This is a genomic window from Streptomyces sp. NBC_01465 (assembly GCF_036227325.1).
Taxonomy (GTDB): Bacteria; Actinomycetota; Actinomycetes; order Streptomycetales; family Streptomycetaceae; genus Streptomyces.
The window spans coordinates 7,111,339-7,128,686 of the sequence record NZ_CP109467.1; the positions used below are offsets into that span (position 1 = coordinate 7,111,339).

Consider the following 17,348-nt stretch of genomic DNA (forward strand, 5'->3'; position numbering starts at 1 on the left):
TGGCAGAATCGGCCCGATGAGTACGTACCGCGACTTCGCGCACCGGGGCTCCGCCCGCGCCACCGTCCTGAAGACCGTCGGCACCCGCGAGCGCCGTTCCCACCTCACGGCGCCCCGGGTCCCGACGGTCGGGATCGACATCGGCGGTACGAAGGTGATGGCCGGCGTCGTCGACGCGGACGGCGTGATCCTGGAGCGGATCAAGACCGAGACGCCCGACAAGTCCAAGAGCGCCAAGGTCGTCGAGGACGTCATCACCGAGCTGGTCCTCGACCTCTCCGACCGGCACGACGTCCACGCCGTGGGCATCGGCGCGGCCGGCTGGGTCGACGCCGACCGCTCGCGCGTGCTGTTCGCCCCCCACCTGGCCTGGCGCGACGAGCCGCTGCGCGACGCGCTTCAGGCCCGTCTCGCGGTCCCCGTCATGGTCGACAACGACGCCAACACCGCCGCCTGGGCGGAGTGGCGCTTCGGCGCGGGGCGCGGCGAGGACCACCTCGTCATGATCACGCTGGGCACCGGCATCGGCGGCGCGATCCTGGAGGACGGGCAGGTCAAGCGCGGCAAGTTCGGGGTCGCGGGCGAGTTCGGCCATATGCAGGTCGTGCCCGGCGGCCACCGCTGCCCGTGCGGCAACCGCGGCTGCTGGGAGCAGTACAGCTCCGGCAACGCCCTGGTCCGCGAGGCGCGCGAGCTCGCCGCCGCCGACTCGCCGGTCGCGTACAACCTCATCGAGCGGGTCAAGGGCAGCATCCCCGACATCACGGGGCCGCTGATCACCGAGCTCGCCCGCGAGGGCGACGCGATGTGCATCGAGCTCTTCCAGGACATCGGCCAGTGGCTCGGCGTCGGCATCGCCAACCTCGCCGCCGCCCTCGACCCCTCCTGCTTCGTGATCGGCGGCGGCGTCAGCGCCGCCGACGACCTCCTCATCGGCCCCGCCCGCGACGCGTTCAAGCGCCAGCTGACCGGCCGCGGCTACCGCCCCGAGGCCCGGATCGTGAAGGCGGAGCTCGGCCCCGAGGCCGGCATGGTCGGCGCCGCCGACCTGGCCAGGCTGATCGCCCGCCGCTTCCGCCGCGCCAACCGGCGGCGTGTGGAGCGCTACGAGCGCTACGCCCGCGCCTCCCGTACCACCCAGGGATCCGCATGATGACCGCAGCCGTGCCGCGCCAGTCCTCGCCCCCGGACGAACCCGGCCGCAAGCCCCCCGAGGACCGGCGCCATGTGGTCCGCCGCCGGATCATCACCTTGCTGATCATCCTGCTCCTGGTCGGCGTACCGGCCGGCTATCTGCTGATCTCCGCCGAGCAGAGCCGCCAGAGCGGCCGCGACAAGGAGAAGGAGGCCGCGGCCACCGGGCTGCTCCCGGGCCGGCCCTCCACCGTCCAGCGCTCCATCTACGACGTCCCCGTCCCGGCGGGATCCACCAGCACCGGGTACTACGAGACGAGCAACTGGAAGGTCAGCCGCCTCTACACCCAGTTCCGTACGTCGGCGGCCGGACTCGACCAGTTCATGAAGGGCGTCGGCACCAGCACCTCCGCCCTGGAGGCCGGCAAGGTGACGATCAGCGCGAGCGACGCGAAGGTCGTCGGCTGGACCTTCCCCGAGGGCCGCAAATGGGCCGGCACCACCTTCACGCAGAAGGACCCGCAGCCCACGGTGAACATCACCGTGGACCTGACGAACCCGTCGAGCCCGATGGTGTACGTCGTCTCGGCGACGAAGCCCTGAGGCCACGGACCCTCAGCGGACCGGGAGCGGTCCGGTGTCCGACTCGATGACGGTCAGGACGTCCACCACGCGATGGAGCCGCCCCCGCACCCGGGCGGCGTCGGCCGAGGCCACGACGACCTCGGCGGTGGCCCGGGCGGGAGCGGAGACCGCGTAGGTCAGCTCCTGCACCGGCACCGGGCGCAGAGCGGAGACGATCCGGCCGAGCGCCCCGCCACTGTCGCGGAGCGTGACCGTGATCCGGCGGGGAGAGTACGAGTCGGGCGTCATGGCGGTGCTTCCTTGTCTTGGTCTGACGGCCGGGTGAGGCCGTTCGCACGGAGGGGGAAAGCAGAAAGACCCCTCGCGGAGGGCGAGAGGTCTGCGTGCGGGCGGTGAGCTGCCCGGGAGGGGTCGCCTCCGGGTCATCTCGGTGCCGGCACGCCGCAGCCGATAATGAGCTGACGCAGCATGGCGCGGATGCTCGCACCGAACCGGCTGTCCCAGCAACGGCGTCTCATGCTGCGGACAGCGGACGCCATGACCTGACCGTGCGTCATCGCACCTGCCGCGCGCTCTCGTTCGTCGGCGCCGACGAACGGGGCCGCTCCGCCTTGTAGCGAGCGACGAAGTGCCTGCGCTCCCACCTCCCCTACGTTTCGGACATCACCGGCTCGTAGCCTCGGAAGTGGGGATCCGCATGACCACGTGCGCTGAGCTCAACCGTCCGTCCGTCACGCCTGCGCACCCGCGGGTGTCGGTATGAGAGGCACCGCGGCACACACCGGACGCGCCCTGCCCCTGGTGGCGGCCGTCGCGCTTCTGACCGCCGGCTGCGGCGGGGCGTCGGGGTCCGGCAGCGGCGGCGGGGAGGGCAAGCTCGCAAACGGCAGGACGTTCACCACGGCCGTCGCCTCCGACCCCGGAGCCCTCGACCCGGCGAAGACGGTGTTGTCGATCGCCATCGGGATCAACCGCTACCTGTACGACCCGCTCATCCACCTCGACGACCGCGGCGAGCCCGAGGCGGGCCTCGCGCAGAAGTGGCAGGCGACCGTCAGCACGGCGTCCTTCACCCTGCGCCCCGGCCTCACGTGCTCCGACGGTTCGCCGCTGACCGCGAGCGATGTGGCCGCGAACATCAACTACATCGGTGCCCCGGAGAACAAGTCGCCGATGGCAGGCGTGCTCGTGCAGCCGGGCACCAAGGCCCGGGCCGACGACGGGAAGCGGACCGTCACGCTCACCAGCGGCGCCCCCGACGCGTTCCTGCTGCGCAACGCCGGTTCCGTACCGATCGCCTGCGGTGCGGGTCTCAAGGACCGCACGGTGCTGGCCAAGGGCGGCAAGGGGAGCGGCACCGGCATGTTCACCCTGACCGAAGCCGTCGCCGGGGACCACTACACCCTCACCCGGCGCAAGGACTACAGCTGGGGCCCGGGCGCCTCCACGCAGAAGGCCGAAGGGCTGCCGGACAAGGTGACGATACGGGTGATCCCCAACGAGACCACGGCCGCCAACCTGCTCACCTCCGGAGAGCTGAACGCCGCTGTGGTCGCCGGCCCCGAACAGAAGCGGCTGGCCGCGCAGAAGCTGTTCCACGCGGATGTGCAGGCACCGCTGGGCGAGCTGTACTTCAACCAGACCGCAGGCCGCCCCGGAGCGGACGAGACGGTGCGCCGGGCGCTGGTCCAGGCGCTGAGCCTGCCCGACGTGGGCAAGGTGATCACCAACGGCACCGGAAAGCCCTCCCAGGGCCTGGTCACCGACGAACCACGGGCCTGCACCGGCGACTCGGTCACCGGCAACCTTCTCCGGCACGACCTCGCCGCCGCCAAGTCCGCACTGGACGCGGCAGGTTGGACACCCGGCCCCGGCGGGACACGGACCAAGGACGGCAAGAAGCTCGCACTGAGCCTGATGTACGCCACCCAGAACGGGCCCGCCGTGGCCGCGGGCGCCGAACTGATCCAGCAGGAGTGGAAGAGCCTGGGGGCCGACGTCACGCTGAAGCCGGCGGACAGCCCCGCGCTGAACAGCACGCTCTACGGCTCCGGCAACTGGGACGTCTCCATGGCCCCGTTCGGCCTCGGTGCGCCGACCCAGCTGGTCCCGTTCATGTCGGGGCCGACACCGCCGAAGGGCCTGAACTTCGCCGGCGTCCAGAACCCCGCCTACACCGCGCTCGTGCAGCAGGCCTCGTCCCGGGCAGGCTCAGCCGGCTGCCCGCAGTGGCAGCAGGCCGAGACGGAGTTGATCAAGCACCTCGATGCGGTGCCGTACTACAACTCCCTCACCCCGGTCTTCGGCGCTTCCGCCCGCTTCAGGGTCAGTCAGAGCGCGATCGTCCCGTCCTCGATCCGCATGTACGCCAACTAGAAGGGGCGGCTCGATGACGACTGCGACAGCCGTCGCGACGGCGCCCGCGACGCCGGCCTCCACCTGGCGCGCCAACCGCTGGCTGCGGTTCGGCCTCCGCAGATCGGCCCGGCTCGCCGTGTCGCTGTGGGTCCTGGTCACCGCGGCGTTCCTGATGATCCATCTCGTTCCCGGTGACCCGGTCCGCGCCGCCCTGGGCATGACCGCCTCGCCCGGCATGGTCGCGGCGCGGCGCGCGGAGCTCGGTCTCGACACCCCGCTGTGGCACCAGTATCTGCACTTCCTGGGCGGGCTGTTCACCGGCGAACTGGGCAGCTCCACCATCAGCGGCCAGCCCGTGACGCAGACCATCGGCGACCGGCTGCCCGCGACCCTGCAACTGGCCGGCCTCGCCTTCGTACTGGCCCTCGTCATCGCGGTCCCCCTCGGCACGGCGATGGCAGCCCTGACCCGGGGCGGGCGCAGGCGCGGCGCCGAACTCGCCTTCACCTCGGGCAGCGTGCTGCTGGCCGCCGTACCGGAGTTCCTGCTCGCCGTCGTACTCGCCTACGTGTTCGCGGTACGCCTGGGCTGGTTCCCCGTCGCGGGCAGACAGGGCCCCGGCTCCTACGTCCTGCCGGTGCTCGCCCTGGCCGCAGGCCCCGCATCCGTACTGGCCAGGATCGGCAGGGTGGAGATGCTGTCGGTCCTCTCCCACGACTACGTACGCACCGCGCGCGCCAAGCGGCTGCCGCCGCGCCGGGTGTACGTACGCCACGCGCTTCCCAACGCACTGACCGCCACGCTCACCCTCGGCGGTCTGCTGCTCTCGGCGCTGGTCGCGGGAACCGTGCTGGTGGAGAACGTCTTCGCCTGGCCGGGACTCGGCTCCACGATCGTGCAGTCCATCCTGCAGAAGGACTACCCGGTGGTGCAGGGCATCGTCCTCGTCTACGGGACGGGCGTGCTCGTGGTGAACCTGCTGGTCGATGTGGCACTCGCCCTGCTCGACCCGCGCTCCGCGATCAGGGAGGCCTGATGCCTGCCCCCGCCTCTCGTTCCCGCTGGGCAGCGGTCGCCCGTACCCCCGTGGGTGCCGGCGCCGGGCTGCTGCTCCTCGCGGTCGTCGTCCTGGCCGTCGTCGCCCCGGTCCTGTGGGGGGACCGGGCGTCCGCGGTCGACACGTCAGCCCTCCAGGAAGGGCCTTCCGGCGCCCACCTGTTGGGCACGGACAACCTGGGCCGCGACATCCTCTTCCGCGTGTTGGTGGCGACCCGGCTGTCGCTGGTCCTCGCGGTGACCGCGACCCTCATCGGCCTGGTCCTCGGACTGCTCCTGGGCGCGGTGCCCTCGGTCCTGCCGCGTCGTACGGGCAGGCTCGTGACCTCCGCGGTGAACATCGCCGTGGCCTTCCCCGGTCTGCTGCTCGCCCTGTTCTTCGCCGTCATCTTCGGAGTGGGCGCGACCGGCGCGGTGCTCGCCATCGGCCTCGCGATGGCCCCGGCCTTCGCCCGGCTCACCCAGACCCTCGGCGCAGCGGTCGCGGGCCAGGACTTCGTGGCCGCCGCCCGGACCGTCGGCGTGGGCCGGATCCGGATCCTCGTACGCCACATCCTGCCCAATATCGCCGAGCCGCTGGCCGTCAACGCCACCATCGGCGCGGGCAGTTCACTGCTGGCCTTCGCCGGACTCTCCTTCCTGGGCCTGGGCATACAGGCACCGGACTACGACTGGGGCCGGCTGCTCGGCGAGGGGCTGGGCCGTATCAGCCTCACCCCCGCCCCCGCGCTCGCACCGTGCGTCGCGGTCGTCGTCACCGGCTTGGCGTTCAACCTCTTCGGCGAGGCCGCGGCCGCCGCCCTCGGCGTTCGCACCCTGTCGCCGGGCACCCCCGGGTGCAGCCCCCTCCCGGCGCCCGCCGCGGACGTCGTCCCGAGGGAGCCTGACGACCAGGGGCAGCCGGTCCTCGCGGTGGAGGACCTGCGGGTGGCCTTCCTCGGCCCGACAGGCTGGACCACCCCGGTGCGCGGCGTCAGCTTCGCCGTACGGCCGGGCGAAGCCGTCGGTGTGGTGGGGGAGTCCGGTTCGGGGAAGAGCCTGACCGCGATGGCGGTGTCCCGGCTCGTCGAACCACCGGCCCAAGTCACCGCCGCACGGCTGGAGTTCGCGGGTGTGCCCCTGCTCGAAACCGGCGAACGGGAACTGCGTTCCCTGCTCGGCACCTCGCTGGCGATGGTCTTCCAGGACCCGATGTCCTCGTTCAACCCGGTCACGACCGTGGGGCGGCAGCTCGCCGAGGTCGCCGAACAGCATCAACACCTCAGCCGGCGGGCCGCGTTCGCGCGGGCCGTGGACCGGCTGCGCGCCGTACGCATACCCGCACCGGAGCGGCGCGCGCGCCAGTACCCGTACGAGTTCAGCGGAGGGATGCGGCAGCGCGCCATGATCGGCATGGGGCTGATGGGCGACCCCCGGCTGATCATCGCGGACGAGCCGACCACCGCCCTCGACGTCACCGTGCAGCAGCAGGTGCTGCGCCTGCTCGCCGAGGTGCGCGAACAGCGCTCCACCGCCGTTCTGCTGATCAGCCATGACATCACGGTCGTCGCCGGCACCTGCGACCGGGTGCTGGTCATGTACGCCGGCCGGATCGTCGAGGAGCTGCCCGCCGCCGACCTGTTCAGCGGCGCCCAACACCCCTACACGCGGGCGCTGTTGGCCGCCGTACCGGACCTCGACACCGACCGCGACCGGCCCCTGGCGGTGATCCCCGGCCGTCCACCGGAGCCGGACCAGGTGGAGCGGGGGTGCGCGTTCGCCCCGCGCTGCCCGCGCGCCGACGACCACTGCCGCCGCGAGGATCCCGAGCCCGTCACCCGCTCCGGCGGGAGCCGGATCGCCTGCTGGCACCCCGTCCGGGGCGGGAGCGAACTCTTCGAGCAGAGCACCACAGGAGGCACCGCATGAGCGAGCTGGTTTTCGAGGGGGTGAGCGTACGGTACGGCTCCCGGCGGCACGCCCTGACCGCGGTGGACGGCGTGGATCTGACGGTGCCGTCCGGCCAAGTGGTGGGCCTGGTGGGGGAGTCGGGCTCGGGCAAGTCGACGCTGGCCCGCGCCGCCGTCGGCCTGGCGCCGCTCGCCGCGGGCCGCATCCTGCTCGACGGGGCCGATGTGCGGCGGCTGTCCGGGCGCCGTCGCCCGCTGCAGATGGTCTTCCAGGACCCGTACTCCTCGCTCGACCCGCGGATGAGCGTCGGCGACTCCATCGCCGAAGCGATGCCGCGCGAAGGGGGCCGCGGCGGCGGCGCGGCCCGCCGTACCCAGGTGGCCCGGCTGCTCGAACAGGTCAGCCTCGATCCGGGCCGGGCCCCGATGCTCCCCGGGCAGCTCTCCGGCGGCCAGCGCCAGCGCGTGGCGCTGGCCCGGGCCCTGGCGGGCCGGCCGCAGGTCGTCATCGCCGACGAGATCACCTCGGCCCTCGACGTCTCCGTCCAGGGCTCCGTGCTCAACCTGGTGCGCGGTGTGCAGCGGGAGTTGAAGCTGACCATGCTGTTCATCTCGCACAACCTGGCCGTGGTGCGCTACCTCAGCGACCACATCGCCGTGATGCATCTCGGCAGGATCGTCGAGGCGGGCCCCACCGACGAAGTCCTCGCCGACCCGCAGCACCCCTACACCCGCGAGCTGCTCGCCGCCGTACCCCGCCGTACGGAAGGTGCTTTGTGAAACTCGTACCACCGAACCTGTCCACCCCGTCCACAAGGAGCCGGCACACCGTGACGCGACGCCTGGGTTTCGACGATCTCTACTCCATCGCGCTGCCGGAGCAGCCGGCGCTGTCCCCGGACGGCACACGCATCGTCTACGTACTGCACACCGCCGACCGCGAACACGACCGTGAGGACCGGGCGTTGTGGACCGTGGCGGCCGGCGGCGGCAGCGCACGCAGGCTCACCCGCGGCACCGCCGACACCGCGCCGGCGTGGTCGCCCGACGGCCGGTGGATCGCGTTCCTGCGCGGCGGCGAAGGCCCGCAGCAGCTGTGGCTCCTGCCCTCCGAGGGGGGCGAACCCGAGCAGGTCACCAGTCTTCCCGGGGGTGCGGGGGCGCCGGTGTGGAGCCCGGACGGCACCGCGCTCGCCTTCCCGGCCCCTGTCGACAGCCGCCACGATGCGGGGAGTTCCGTAGAGGTGCCCGCCCCCGTGGTGGCGGACCGGATCGGCTACAAGGCCGACGGCCGGGGCCCGTTCGGCACCGTCCGCAGCCATCTGCACGTCGTGGACCTCGACAGCCGCGAGACCAGGCAGGTCACCCACGGCGACTGGCATGCGGGAGCGCCGGCCTGGTCGCCGGACGGGCGCAGCCTCGCCTTCTGCGCGGCACGTGGCGCCGACGCCGATCTGACGCTGCGCTCCGAGGCGTACGTCGTCGACCGCCTCACCCCCGGCGCCGAACCGCTGCGCGTCGGCACCGCAGAAGGCGCCGCGCACGCCGTCAACTGGACCTCCGACGGCGAGGCGTTGCTCGTCGTAGGCCGTACGGACACCGCGCTGGGCCACGCGAGCGTGCTGCGCGTCCCGCTGGACGGCGGCGCACCGGCCGACCTCACGGCCGGACTCGACCGCAATGTGATGCCCGGCGGTCCCGGCTACCCGGGCGCACTGCCCCGGCCTGCTCCCGACGGTCGGTCGGTGCTGTTCTGCCTGCGCGACCACGGTTGCACGCACCTGTACGCGACGAGCGCCGACGGCGGCGCACCCCGCGTGCTCGTCGGCGGTGCGGGCCGTGTCGTCTCCGGACTGTCCACCGCAGGTGACACCGCCGTGGTCGTCCTGGCGACCGCTGACTCGTACGGCGAGGTCGTGGCCGTCGAGCTCTCCACCGGCCGCGAACGGGTGCTCACCCGGCACGGGGCCAGCCTGGGGGAGACGGCGCTGTTCGCGCCGCAGGAACGGGAGTTCACCGTCTCGGACGGCACCGTCGTGCACGGATGGCTGCTGCGCGACCCGGCCGCCGCAGGCCCCGGTCCGCTGCTGCTCGACATCCACGGCGGCCCGCACAACGCCTGGAACGGCGCGGCGGATCCCTTCCACCCGTACCACCAGGTGCTGGTCGCCCGCGGCTGGTCGGTGCTGCTGCTCAACCCCCGCGGCAGCGACGGCTACGGGGAGGAGTTCTTCACCGCGGCAATCGGCGCCTGGGGCACGGCCGACGCACCCGACCTCCTCGAACCGCTGGACACCCTGGTCGCCGAGCAGATAGCCGACCCGCGGCGCCTCGCCGTCGCCGGCTACAGCTACGGCGGCTACATGACCTGCTACCTGACCGGCCGAGACGACCGCTTCGCCGCCGCCGTCGCCGGAGGCGTAGTCAGCGACCTCACCAGCATGTGCGGTACGAGCGACGAGGCCCACTCGCTGGCGGTGGCCGAACTCGGCGGCCCGCCGTGGGAGAACCGCGAGCGCTACGCCGAACTCTCCCCGATCTCCCGGGTGGAGCACGTCCACACCCCGACCCTCGTCGTGCACGGAGCAGTCGACGAGCGCTGCCCGGCCGGACAGGCCGAGCAGTGGTTCACCGCGCTCAGGACGCGCGGCGTCCCCACCCGACTCGTGCTCTACCCGGGCGGTTCTCACCTCTTCCTGCTCGAAGGACCGCCCTCCCACCGCGTCGATCTCGGCCGCCGCATCGTCGACTGGGTGGAACGCCACGCCGGCGAGCGCGGACGTCCCGGCCGCCCTCCGCTGGACACCGCGCACTGGCAGCGACGGCTCGACGAGCTCGCGGCCCGCCACCGTGTGCCGGGCGCCGTCCTGGGCATCTCGCGCGGCGGCGAACTCGCCCTGGCGGCAAGCGGTCTGCTCAACAAGGACACCGGGGTGCGGACCACCGAGGACTCGCTCTTCCAGATCGGGTCGATCACCAAGGTGTGGACCACGACCCTGATCATGCAACTGGCCGACGAGGGGAAACTCGACCTCGACGCCCCCGTCACCGACGTCCTGCCGGAGCTGCGGCTCTCCGATCCGTACGCGGCGAAGCAGCTGACCGTACGGCATCTGCTCACCCACACCAGCGGCGTCGACGGCGACATCTTCACCGACACCGGCCGGGGCGACGACTGCCTGGAGAGCTACGTCGGCGAACTCCGCTCGGCGGCGCAGATCCATCCGCTGGGCGAGACGTTCTCGTACTGCAACTCCGGGTTCGTGCTGGCCGGCCGGATCGTCGAGAAGCTCACCGGCACGACCTGGGACAACGCCCTCAAGGAGCGCCTCTGCGCACCCCTGGGGCTCACGCACACCGTCACCCTGCCCGAGGAGGCGCTCCGTTTCCGTACGGCGACGGGCCACGACGCCCAGGGCGATGAGGACCCGCGGCCGGTTCCGGTGTGGGGCCTGCCCCGCTCGTGCGGACCGGCCGGACTGATCACCGCGACGGCCGCCGACGTGCTCGCCTTCGCCCGCATGCACCTGTCGGGCGGCACCACCGCCGACGGCACCCGCGTCCTGACGCAACAGGCCGCACACGCGATGACCGAGCAGCAGGTCGCCCTGCCGGACGTGCACACGCTCGGGGACTCCTGGGGGCTGGGCTGGATCCGCTTCGGCGCCGACGGCCACCGGCTCGTCGGACACGACGGCAACACCATCGGCCAGTCGGCGTTCCTGCGCCTGCTGCCCGACCAGGATCTCGCCGTCACGCTCCTCACCAACGGAGGGGGCGCCCGCGACCTCTACCTGGACCTGTTCGGCGAGCTCTTCGCCGAACTGGCCGGAGTCGACCTGCCGCAGCCGCTGGAGCCGCCCGCCGAGCCGGTGACCGTCGACATCGGCCGCCACCTCGGCACGTACGAACGGGCCGGTGCGCGCCTGGAGGTCCTTGAGGGCGCCGACGGACCGCGCCTGCGCCACACGGTGACGGGACCGCTCGCCGCCATGACGCCCGATCCGGTGCAGGAGGCCGACCTGGTGCCCGTGAAGGACGACCTCTTCGTCGTACGGCTGCCGGGCAGCGTGGCCTGGACCCCCGTGACGTTCTACGCACTCCCGACGGGCGAGCCGTATCTGCACTTCGGCGTGCGCGCGACCCCGAAGGTGTCCTGACATGGAGCAGATGTACGGCATGCAGACCTCCCGAAGTCCCCTCGGTATCGCCCTGTTCGAGGACGCACTGCCCGCCATGACCGACGACATCGGGCGCCTGGTGCGCACCGAGTCGCCCTCGTCCGACCTGGCCGCCGTGGCCCGCAGTGCGGAGGTGGTCGCCGAGGTCGCCGCACCGTATCTGGGCACCGGTCCCGAGGTGCTCACCGCGGACGGCCGCACCCATCTGCGCTGGCGGCTGGGCAGCGGACCCCGGCGGGTCCTGCTGCTCGGCCACCACGACACCGTGTGGCCCCTCGGGTCCCTGGCCGCGCAGCCCTTCACCGTCCGCGACGGTGTGCTGCGGGGGCCCGGCTGCTTCGACATGAAGGCCGGACTCGTCATGGCCTTCCACGCCCTGGCCGCGCTGGCCGCCGTAGGAACGGTCGACGGGGTGACGCTCCTGGTGACCGGGGACGAGGAGCTCGGCTCGCCGTCGTCGCGGGAGCTGATCGAGTCCGAGGCGGCCGGGTGCGCGGCGGCGCTGGTCCTGGAGGCGTCGGCCGACGGCGGCGCGCTGAAGACGGAACGCAAAGGAGTCTCCCTGTACGAGATACGGGTCGACGGCCGGGCCGCCCACGCGGGCCTGGAGCCGGAGCGCGGAGTCAACGCCGCCGTCGAGACCGCCCACCAGATCCTCGCGGTCGCCGCACTGTCCGCCCCCGGCACCGGCACCACGGTCACCCCGACCCTCCTGAGTGCGGGGACCACCTCCAACACCGTTCCCGCGCACGGTCTGTTCCACGCCGACGTCCGCGTGCGCGACACCGCCGAACAGGACCGCGTGGACGCCGCTCTCCACGGGCTGAGGCCCGTACTGGACGGCGCGCAGGTCACCGTGACCGGCGGACCGAACCGCCCGCCCCTGCCCCGTACGGCATCGGACGCGCTCTACCGCCGTGCCCGGCGACTCGCCGGAGAGCTGGGCATCGGAGAGCTCGCGTCCGCCGCCGTGGGCGGAGCGTCGGACGGCAACTTCACCGCGGGCATCGGCGTCCCGACCCTGGACGGGCTCGGCGCGGTGGGCGGCGGTGCGCACGCCGCCGACGAACATGTGCTCGTCGCCGAACTCCCGCGCCGTACAGCCCTGTTGGCGGCACTCGTCGACTCCCTTCTCGCTGCCGGCGGGAGCACCCGATGACGGACAGCCCCGCCGCCCCTCCCTCCGCCCCCGAAGCCGTCGACGCGATCGTGGCGGACGCCCTGACCGCGGCCGATGCCGCAGCGCGGGCGGCCGGCTGCCGGGTGGGGCCGATCAGCGCCCTGGCGGATCTGGAGGCGACCTGCCGGCTCTTCGAAGGCATCTGGAAACCGGCCGGCGAGAACGGGCTGGCCACGACCGAACTGCTGCGTGCCATGGACAAGGCCGGCAGCTACGTCGCGGCCGCCTTCGACGGAGAGAGCGGCGACGAACTCGTCGGCGCCTGCATCGGCTTCTTCGGCCCGCCGCCCCACGGCGCGCTGCACAGCCACATCGCCGGAGTGGCGGCCGGGCTGCGCGGCCGCAACGTCGGGTTCGCCCTCAAGGTGCACCAGCGCTCGTGGGCGCTGCAGCGCGGCGCCGCCCAGGTGTCCTGGACCTTCGACCCGCTGGTGCGGCGCAACGCCTACTTCAACATCGGCAAGCTCGCCGGCCGGGCCGCGCAGTACCTGCCCAACTTCTACGGCCCCATGAACGACGGCATCAACGGCGCCGACGACACCGACCGCCTCCTGGTCGAGTGGCAGCTGGACGCCCCCGAAGTCGCCGCCGCCTGCCACGGCCGCCCCCGCACCACCGACGCGACCGCCGAACGGGCGGGGGGCGCCGCCGTGACCCTGTCCGCCACCGCGGACGGCCGGCCGCACGCCCACCACGTCACCGGGGAGCGGTGCCTGGTCGCCGTACCCGAGGACATCGAGCGACTGCGCCGCACCGACCCCCGGTCCGCTGCGGCCTGGCGCGGCGCCGTGCGCGACGTCCTCGGCGAGCTCCTCGCCGACGGGTGGCAGGTGACGGGCTTCGACCGGGCCGGCTGGTACCTCCTCGTACGAAAGGACACACCGTGAAGCTCACCGGAGTCGAACTCCGCCGCGTCCGGCTGCCGTTGGTGGCACCCTTCCGCACCTCGTTCGGTACGCAGACCGAGCGCACGGCGCTGCTGCTGCGCGCCGTGGGCGCCGACGCGGAGGGCTGGGGCGAGTGCGTGGCCATGGCCGATCCGCTCTACTCCTCGGAGTACGAGGGCGCCTGCGCCGACGTGCTGCGCCGCTTCCTGATCCCCGCGCTGGGCGGCCTCCGCCGGCTGGACGCGGCAGCCGTCGCCCCTGCGCTCGCTCCGTTCAAGGGCCACCGGATGGCGAAGGCCGCACTGGAGATGGCCGTGCTCGACGCCGAACTGCGCACCCGGGGCGAGCCGTTGGCGCGCGCACTGGGCGCCGTCCACGACCGGGTGCCCTGCGGGGTGTCCGTGGGCATCATGGACTCGGTGCCCGAACTGCTCGACGCGGTGGCCGGCTACCTCGACGAGGGATACCTCCGCATCAAGCTGAAGATCGAGCCCGGCTGGGACATCGAACCGGTCCGTGCCGTCCGCGAGAGATTCGGCGACGAACTGCTGCTCCAGGTCGACGCCAACACCGCGTACACCCTCGCGGACACCCGGCATCTGGCCCGACTCGACGCGTTCGGACTGCTGTTGATCGAGCAGCCGCTGGAGGAGGAGGACCTCCTCGGCCACGCGCAGCTCGCCAGGAGCCTGGCCACACCGGTGTGCCTGGACGAGTCGATCACCTCGGCCCGGTCCGCGGCGGCCGCGATCACCCTGGGCGCGTGCAGCATCGTGAACATCAAGCCCGGCCGGGTCGGCGGCTATCTGGAGGCCCGCCGTATCCACGACGTGTGCGCCGCGCACGGCGTGCCCGTCTGGTGCGGCGGCATGCTGGAGACCGGCCTCGGCCGCGCCGCGAACGTCGCCCTGGCCGCGCTGCCCGGCTTCACCCTGCCCGGCGACACCTCCGCATCGGACCGCTTCTACCGCACCGACATCACCGACCCGTTCGTCCTGGCCGACGGCCACCTGCCTGTACCCGACAGCCCCGGCCTCGGCGTCGTACCGCTCCCGGAGGTCCTGGAGGAGGTGACCGTCGGCACCGAGTGGATCCCACTGTGACGGGGCCTTGTGGCCGCCGACAGAAACACCGCACAATCCCGTCGACACCGACGAAGCGGGGGTACGGGGCACCGTGAACACGCAGCCGCGGGCCAGTCTCAGACGGGTCCTGGAAGATCTCGGCACGACCCTGCTCGACCTCGTGTGCGGAGACCCGGACATGGCGGACGAGATCGGCGGGGTGGTCATCCACGACGCCCTGGACGAGCCGGTGCTGCCGCGGCAGGCGCTGGTGCTCGGCATCGGTGTCCACGGGGCGGCCGAGACCGCACGGCTCCTCACCGCCCTCGGTGACGCCGGGGCGGCGGCGCTGGTGGTCCGTTCCCCCGTACCGGCCGACGCCGTACTCACCCGGGCGGCGGAGAGTTCCGGCGTCGCACTGCTCGCACTGACCCGCGGCGCCTCCTGGGCCCAACTCGCCGCACTCTTGCGCTCGTTGCTCGCGGACGGCGACATCGGGGAGGCGGGCCCGCAGACACTCGGCGGCACCCCGTCCGGCGATCTGTTCGCGCTGGCCAACGCGGTCGCCGCGCTGCTGGACGCCCCCGTCACCATCGAGGACCGCAGCTCCCGCGTCCTGGCCTTCTCCGGCCGCCAGGACGAAGCCGACGCGTCCCGCGTGGAGACCGTCCTCGGACGGCAGGTCCCCGAACGCTTCACCCGCTACCTCGAGGACAGCGGGATCTTCCGCTCCCTGTACCGCAGCGACCAGCCGGTCCACGTCGCCCCGCCCGAGACCGACGGATTCCACATCCCGCGCACCGCCATCGCCGTACGCGCGGGGGACGAAGTCCTCGGCTCCATCTGGGCCGTCGTCCGCACCCCGCTCACCCCGCAGCGCTGCCGTGCGCTGCACGACGCGGCGAAGCTCGTCGCCCTGCACCTGCTGCGCCTGCGGGCGGGCGCCGACGTCGAGCGCAGACTCCGCGCCGACCTGGTCTCCACCGCCCTGGAAGGCGGAGCGGGCGCCGCCGAGGCGCTGGGCCGGCTCGGCCTGACCGACTCCGCGGGCGTCGTCCTCGCCCTGGCCGTGCCCGACCCGCCCGAACTCACCGGCTCCGCCGACCTGCACGCCCAGCACACCGCCGAACGCCAGCGGCTCGCCGACGCCTTCGCCATGCACCTCTCCGCCATCCACGCGCGCGCCGCCACGGCGCTCATCGGCGACGTCGCCTACGGCATCCTCCCCGTACCGCTCCGGCAGACGGACGCGGAGGAGCGGGCGGCCCGTACCGGCACCGACTTCCTCACGCGCGTCGGCGACCGGCTGTCCCCGCTGATCGGCATCGGCCCGGCGGCCAGGGACGGCAGCGCCCTGGCCCGCTCCCGCGAAGGAGCAGACCGGGCACTGCGCGTCCTGCGGACCAACGGAGGCCCCCGCCGGCTCGCCCGCATCACGGACGTCCACGTCGAAGCGCTCCTGCTGGACCTCGCCGACCTCACCGCCGAGCGCGGCGATCCGCCGACCGGGCCGCTGGCCCGGCTGCTCGCGTACGACCGGCAGCACGACTCCCAGCTGGTCGACACGGTCTGCGCCTGGCTCGACGCCTTCGGCGACGTACCGGCGTCGGCCGTGGCGATGTACGTCCACCAGAACACCTTCAGGTACCGGCTGCGCCGCGCCGTCGAGGTGGCGCAGGCCGACCTCACCGACTCGGACGTCCGCTTCGCGCTGATGCTGCAACTGCGGCTGCTGCGCCGCGCCTGAGCGGGGTCACTTCGGGCAGTACTCCGCGTCGATGACCGCCTGGCTGTTGCCCGCCCAGTCGCCGTTGAAGTTGAACGACAGCGCGTGCCTGCCGTCCGCGGTGGTCACGGCCTGGGAGGCCGAGCCCTGGATGTTGCCGCCGTGTCCCCACACCGAGACGCCGCAGCTCAGATCGAACTTCATCAGCCCCAGCCCGTAGGCCGTGATCAGACCGGCCCCGCTGACCGGCACGGTCGTTTTCATCTCGGCGAGCTGGTGTGCGGGGAGCAGTTTCCCGCCCAGCAGCGCCGAGTAGAAGCGGTTCAGATCGGCGGAGGTGGAGATCATCGCGCCTGCGGAGCCCGCGGCGGACGGATTGAGTTCGGTGACGTCGTAGGTCGGCCCCGTGGGCTGCGGCGTCAGGGAGAGCTTGGAGTACGCACGGGAACTCGGCACCGGCATCGACGCGTCGGTGCGGGGGACACTGGTGGCGAACAGGCCGAGCGGCTGGACGATGCGCCGCTTGATCTCGTCCTCGTACGGGCGGCCCGTGACCTTCTCGATGATCATTCCGGCCAGGACGTAGTTGGTGTTCGAGTAGCTCCAGGCCGTCCCCGGGGCGAACAGCGGTTTGTACCGCATCGCGATGTCCACCAACTGCCGTGGTGTGTAGGTGTCGTAGCGGTGCTCCAGGAACTCCTCGGTGAACCCCCGCTCCAGGAACTCCGGATCGGCGGTGTAGCTGGGAATCCCGCTGGTGTGGCGGAGCAGTTGCCGTACGGTGACCAGGCTGCCGTCGTTGCCGTTGCCCCGGACCACACCGGGCAGCCATCTCTCGACCTTGCTGTCGAGGTCGATCCTGCCCTCCGCCTCCAGCTGGAGCAGCACGGTCGCGACGAACGTCTTGGTCATGCTGCCGATCCGGTAGCGGTCGACGGATGTGCGCGGCGCTCCCGTCCTGAGGTTCCCGACGCCCGACGTCCCCGTCCAGACCGCGTACGCGTCGTTGACCTGCCCGGTGACGCCGGGCACTCCGTCCTTGACCGCGGTGTCCATGGCCTGTTGGGTCTGTGCGTGCCCCAGCCCTTGGCCCTGGCCCGCCGCCGCGGGTGAGGTGAAGCAGGCGGCGGTCAATGCCGCCGCTGCCACCAGGCCCACCGCGCCGGCGCGTGCTCTGCGCACTGTCATCTGCTGCCCTTGCCCGTCTCTCGATCCGGTGATGTCCGGAAGGTAGGGGCAGCCGCGGGACCGCCGCTTCGTCGCGGGCGACAACGCGGAGCGGGACGCT

General features: G+C 72.6%; 13 protein-coding genes. 11 read left to right on the forward strand and 2 right to left on the reverse strand.

What is annotated here, in order from left to right; genetic code table 11:
* Nucleotides 1-16: 16 nt before the first annotated feature.
* Both OG707_RS33315 and OG707_RS33320 read left to right on the forward strand, forming a co-directional pair.
* Nucleotides 17-1,153 (forward strand): ROK family glucokinase, encoded by a 1,137-nt coding sequence (locus tag OG707_RS33315; protein WP_329125002.1) that lies wholly within the window; start codon nt 17-19, stop codon nt 1,151-1,153.
* Complete coding sequence (locus OG707_RS33320) at nt 1,153-1,737, forward strand: hypothetical protein (RefSeq protein ID WP_329128110.1); 585 nt, start codon at nt 1,153-1,155, stop codon at nt 1,735-1,737. The genes OG707_RS33315 and OG707_RS33320 overlap by 1 nt, the downstream gene beginning before the upstream one ends.
* 12 nt (nt 1,738-1,749) lie before the next feature.
* Here the strand turns inward: OG707_RS33320 and OG707_RS33325 are convergent, their stop codons facing one another.
* Nucleotides 1,750-2,007, reverse strand: coding sequence for a hypothetical protein (locus OG707_RS33325; RefSeq protein WP_329125004.1), 258 nt, complete (start codon nt 2,005-2,007; stop codon nt 1,750-1,752).
* 471 nt (nt 2,008-2,478) lie between these two features.
* Here OG707_RS33325 and OG707_RS33330 point away from each other — a divergent pair, with 471 nt between their 5' ends.
* The 9 genes from OG707_RS33330 (at nt 2,479) to OG707_RS33370 (ending at nt 16,081) form a co-directional block, all read left to right on the forward strand.
* Nucleotides 2,479-4,095: an ABC transporter substrate-binding protein gene (locus OG707_RS33330; RefSeq protein WP_329125006.1), complete on the forward strand. Its 1,617-nt coding sequence runs from the start codon at nt 2,479-2,481 to the stop codon at nt 4,093-4,095.
* Nucleotides 4,096-4,108: 13 nt separating this feature from the next.
* A complete protein-coding gene (locus OG707_RS33335; protein ID WP_329125008.1) occupies nt 4,109-5,113 on the forward strand; it encodes an ABC transporter permease in 1,005 nt (334 codons plus the stop codon).
* Nucleotides 5,113-7,041, forward strand: a complete 1,929-nt coding sequence (locus OG707_RS33340) for a dipeptide/oligopeptide/nickel ABC transporter permease/ATP-binding protein (RefSeq protein WP_329125010.1) — start codon at nt 5,113-5,115, stop codon at nt 7,039-7,041. The genes OG707_RS33335 and OG707_RS33340 overlap by 1 nt, the downstream gene beginning before the upstream one ends.
* Nucleotides 7,038-7,802, forward strand: a complete 765-nt coding sequence (locus OG707_RS33345; RefSeq protein ID WP_329125012.1) for an ABC transporter ATP-binding protein — start codon at nt 7,038-7,040, stop codon at nt 7,800-7,802. The genes OG707_RS33340 and OG707_RS33345 overlap by 4 nt, the downstream gene beginning before the upstream one ends.
* Before the next feature lie 50 nt (nt 7,803-7,852).
* Nucleotides 7,853-11,182, forward strand: a complete 3,330-nt coding sequence (locus OG707_RS33350) for a serine hydrolase (protein ID WP_329125014.1) — start codon at nt 7,853-7,855, stop codon at nt 11,180-11,182.
* A 76-nt stretch (nt 11,183-11,258) separates the two neighbouring features.
* Nucleotides 11,259-12,362: a M20/M25/M40 family metallo-hydrolase gene (locus OG707_RS33355; RefSeq protein ID WP_329128113.1), complete on the forward strand. Its 1,104-nt coding sequence runs from the start codon at nt 11,259-11,261 to the stop codon at nt 12,360-12,362.
* Nucleotides 12,359-13,270: a GNAT family N-acetyltransferase gene (locus tag OG707_RS33360; protein WP_329125016.1), complete on the forward strand. Its 912-nt coding sequence runs from the start codon at nt 12,359-12,361 to the stop codon at nt 13,268-13,270. The genes OG707_RS33355 and OG707_RS33360 overlap by 4 nt, the downstream gene beginning before the upstream one ends.
* Nucleotides 13,267-14,373: an o-succinylbenzoate synthase gene (menC, locus tag OG707_RS33365; protein ID WP_329125018.1), complete on the forward strand. Its 1,107-nt coding sequence runs from the start codon at nt 13,267-13,269 to the stop codon at nt 14,371-14,373. Before OG707_RS33360 ends, menC begins: the two co-directional genes overlap by 4 nt.
* Before the next feature lie 73 nt (nt 14,374-14,446).
* Nucleotides 14,447-16,081, forward strand: a complete 1,635-nt coding sequence (locus OG707_RS33370; protein ID WP_329125021.1) for a PucR family transcriptional regulator — start codon at nt 14,447-14,449, stop codon at nt 16,079-16,081.
* A gap of 6 nt (nt 16,082-16,087) precedes the next feature.
* Here the strand turns inward: OG707_RS33370 and OG707_RS33375 are convergent, their stop codons facing one another.
* Nucleotides 16,088-17,248: a serine hydrolase domain-containing protein gene (locus tag OG707_RS33375; RefSeq protein ID WP_329125023.1), complete on the reverse strand. Its 1,161-nt coding sequence runs from the start codon at nt 17,246-17,248 to the stop codon at nt 16,088-16,090.
* Nucleotides 17,249-17,348 lie beyond the last annotated feature (100 nt).

What these genes read in the sequence shown, in the direction of transcription:
- OG707_RS33330 (WP_329125006.1), top strand. Translation starts at nt 2,479, where the DNA reads ATGAGAGGCACCGCGGCACACACCGGACGCGCCCTGCCCCTGGTGGCG.
- OG707_RS33315 (WP_329125002.1), top strand. Translation starts at nt 17, where the DNA reads ATGAGTACGTACCGCGACTTCGCGCACCGGGGCTCCGCCCGCGCCACC.
- OG707_RS33340 (WP_329125010.1), top strand. Translation starts at nt 5,113, where the DNA reads ATGCCTGCCCCCGCCTCTCGTTCCCGCTGGGCAGCGGTCGCCCGTACC.
- OG707_RS33345 (WP_329125012.1), top strand. Translation starts at nt 7,038, where the DNA reads ATGAGCGAGCTGGTTTTCGAGGGGGTGAGCGTACGGTACGGCTCCCGG.
- OG707_RS33355 (WP_329128113.1), top strand. Translation starts at nt 11,259, where the DNA reads ATGACCGACGACATCGGGCGCCTGGTGCGCACCGAGTCGCCCTCGTCC.
- OG707_RS33325 (WP_329125004.1), bottom strand. Translation starts at nt 2,007, where the DNA reads ATGACGCCCGACTCGTACTCTCCCCGCCGGATCACGGTCACGCTCCGC.
- OG707_RS33360 (WP_329125016.1), top strand. Translation starts at nt 12,359, where the DNA reads ATGACGGACAGCCCCGCCGCCCCTCCCTCCGCCCCCGAAGCCGTCGAC.
- OG707_RS33375 (WP_329125023.1), bottom strand. Translation starts at nt 17,248, where the DNA reads ATGACAGTGCGCAGAGCACGCGCCGGCGCGGTGGGCCTGGTGGCAGCG.
- OG707_RS33320 (WP_329128110.1), top strand. Translation starts at nt 1,153, where the DNA reads ATGACCGCAGCCGTGCCGCGCCAGTCCTCGCCCCCGGACGAACCCGGC.
- OG707_RS33335 (WP_329125008.1), top strand. Translation starts at nt 4,109, where the DNA reads ATGACGACTGCGACAGCCGTCGCGACGGCGCCCGCGACGCCGGCCTCC.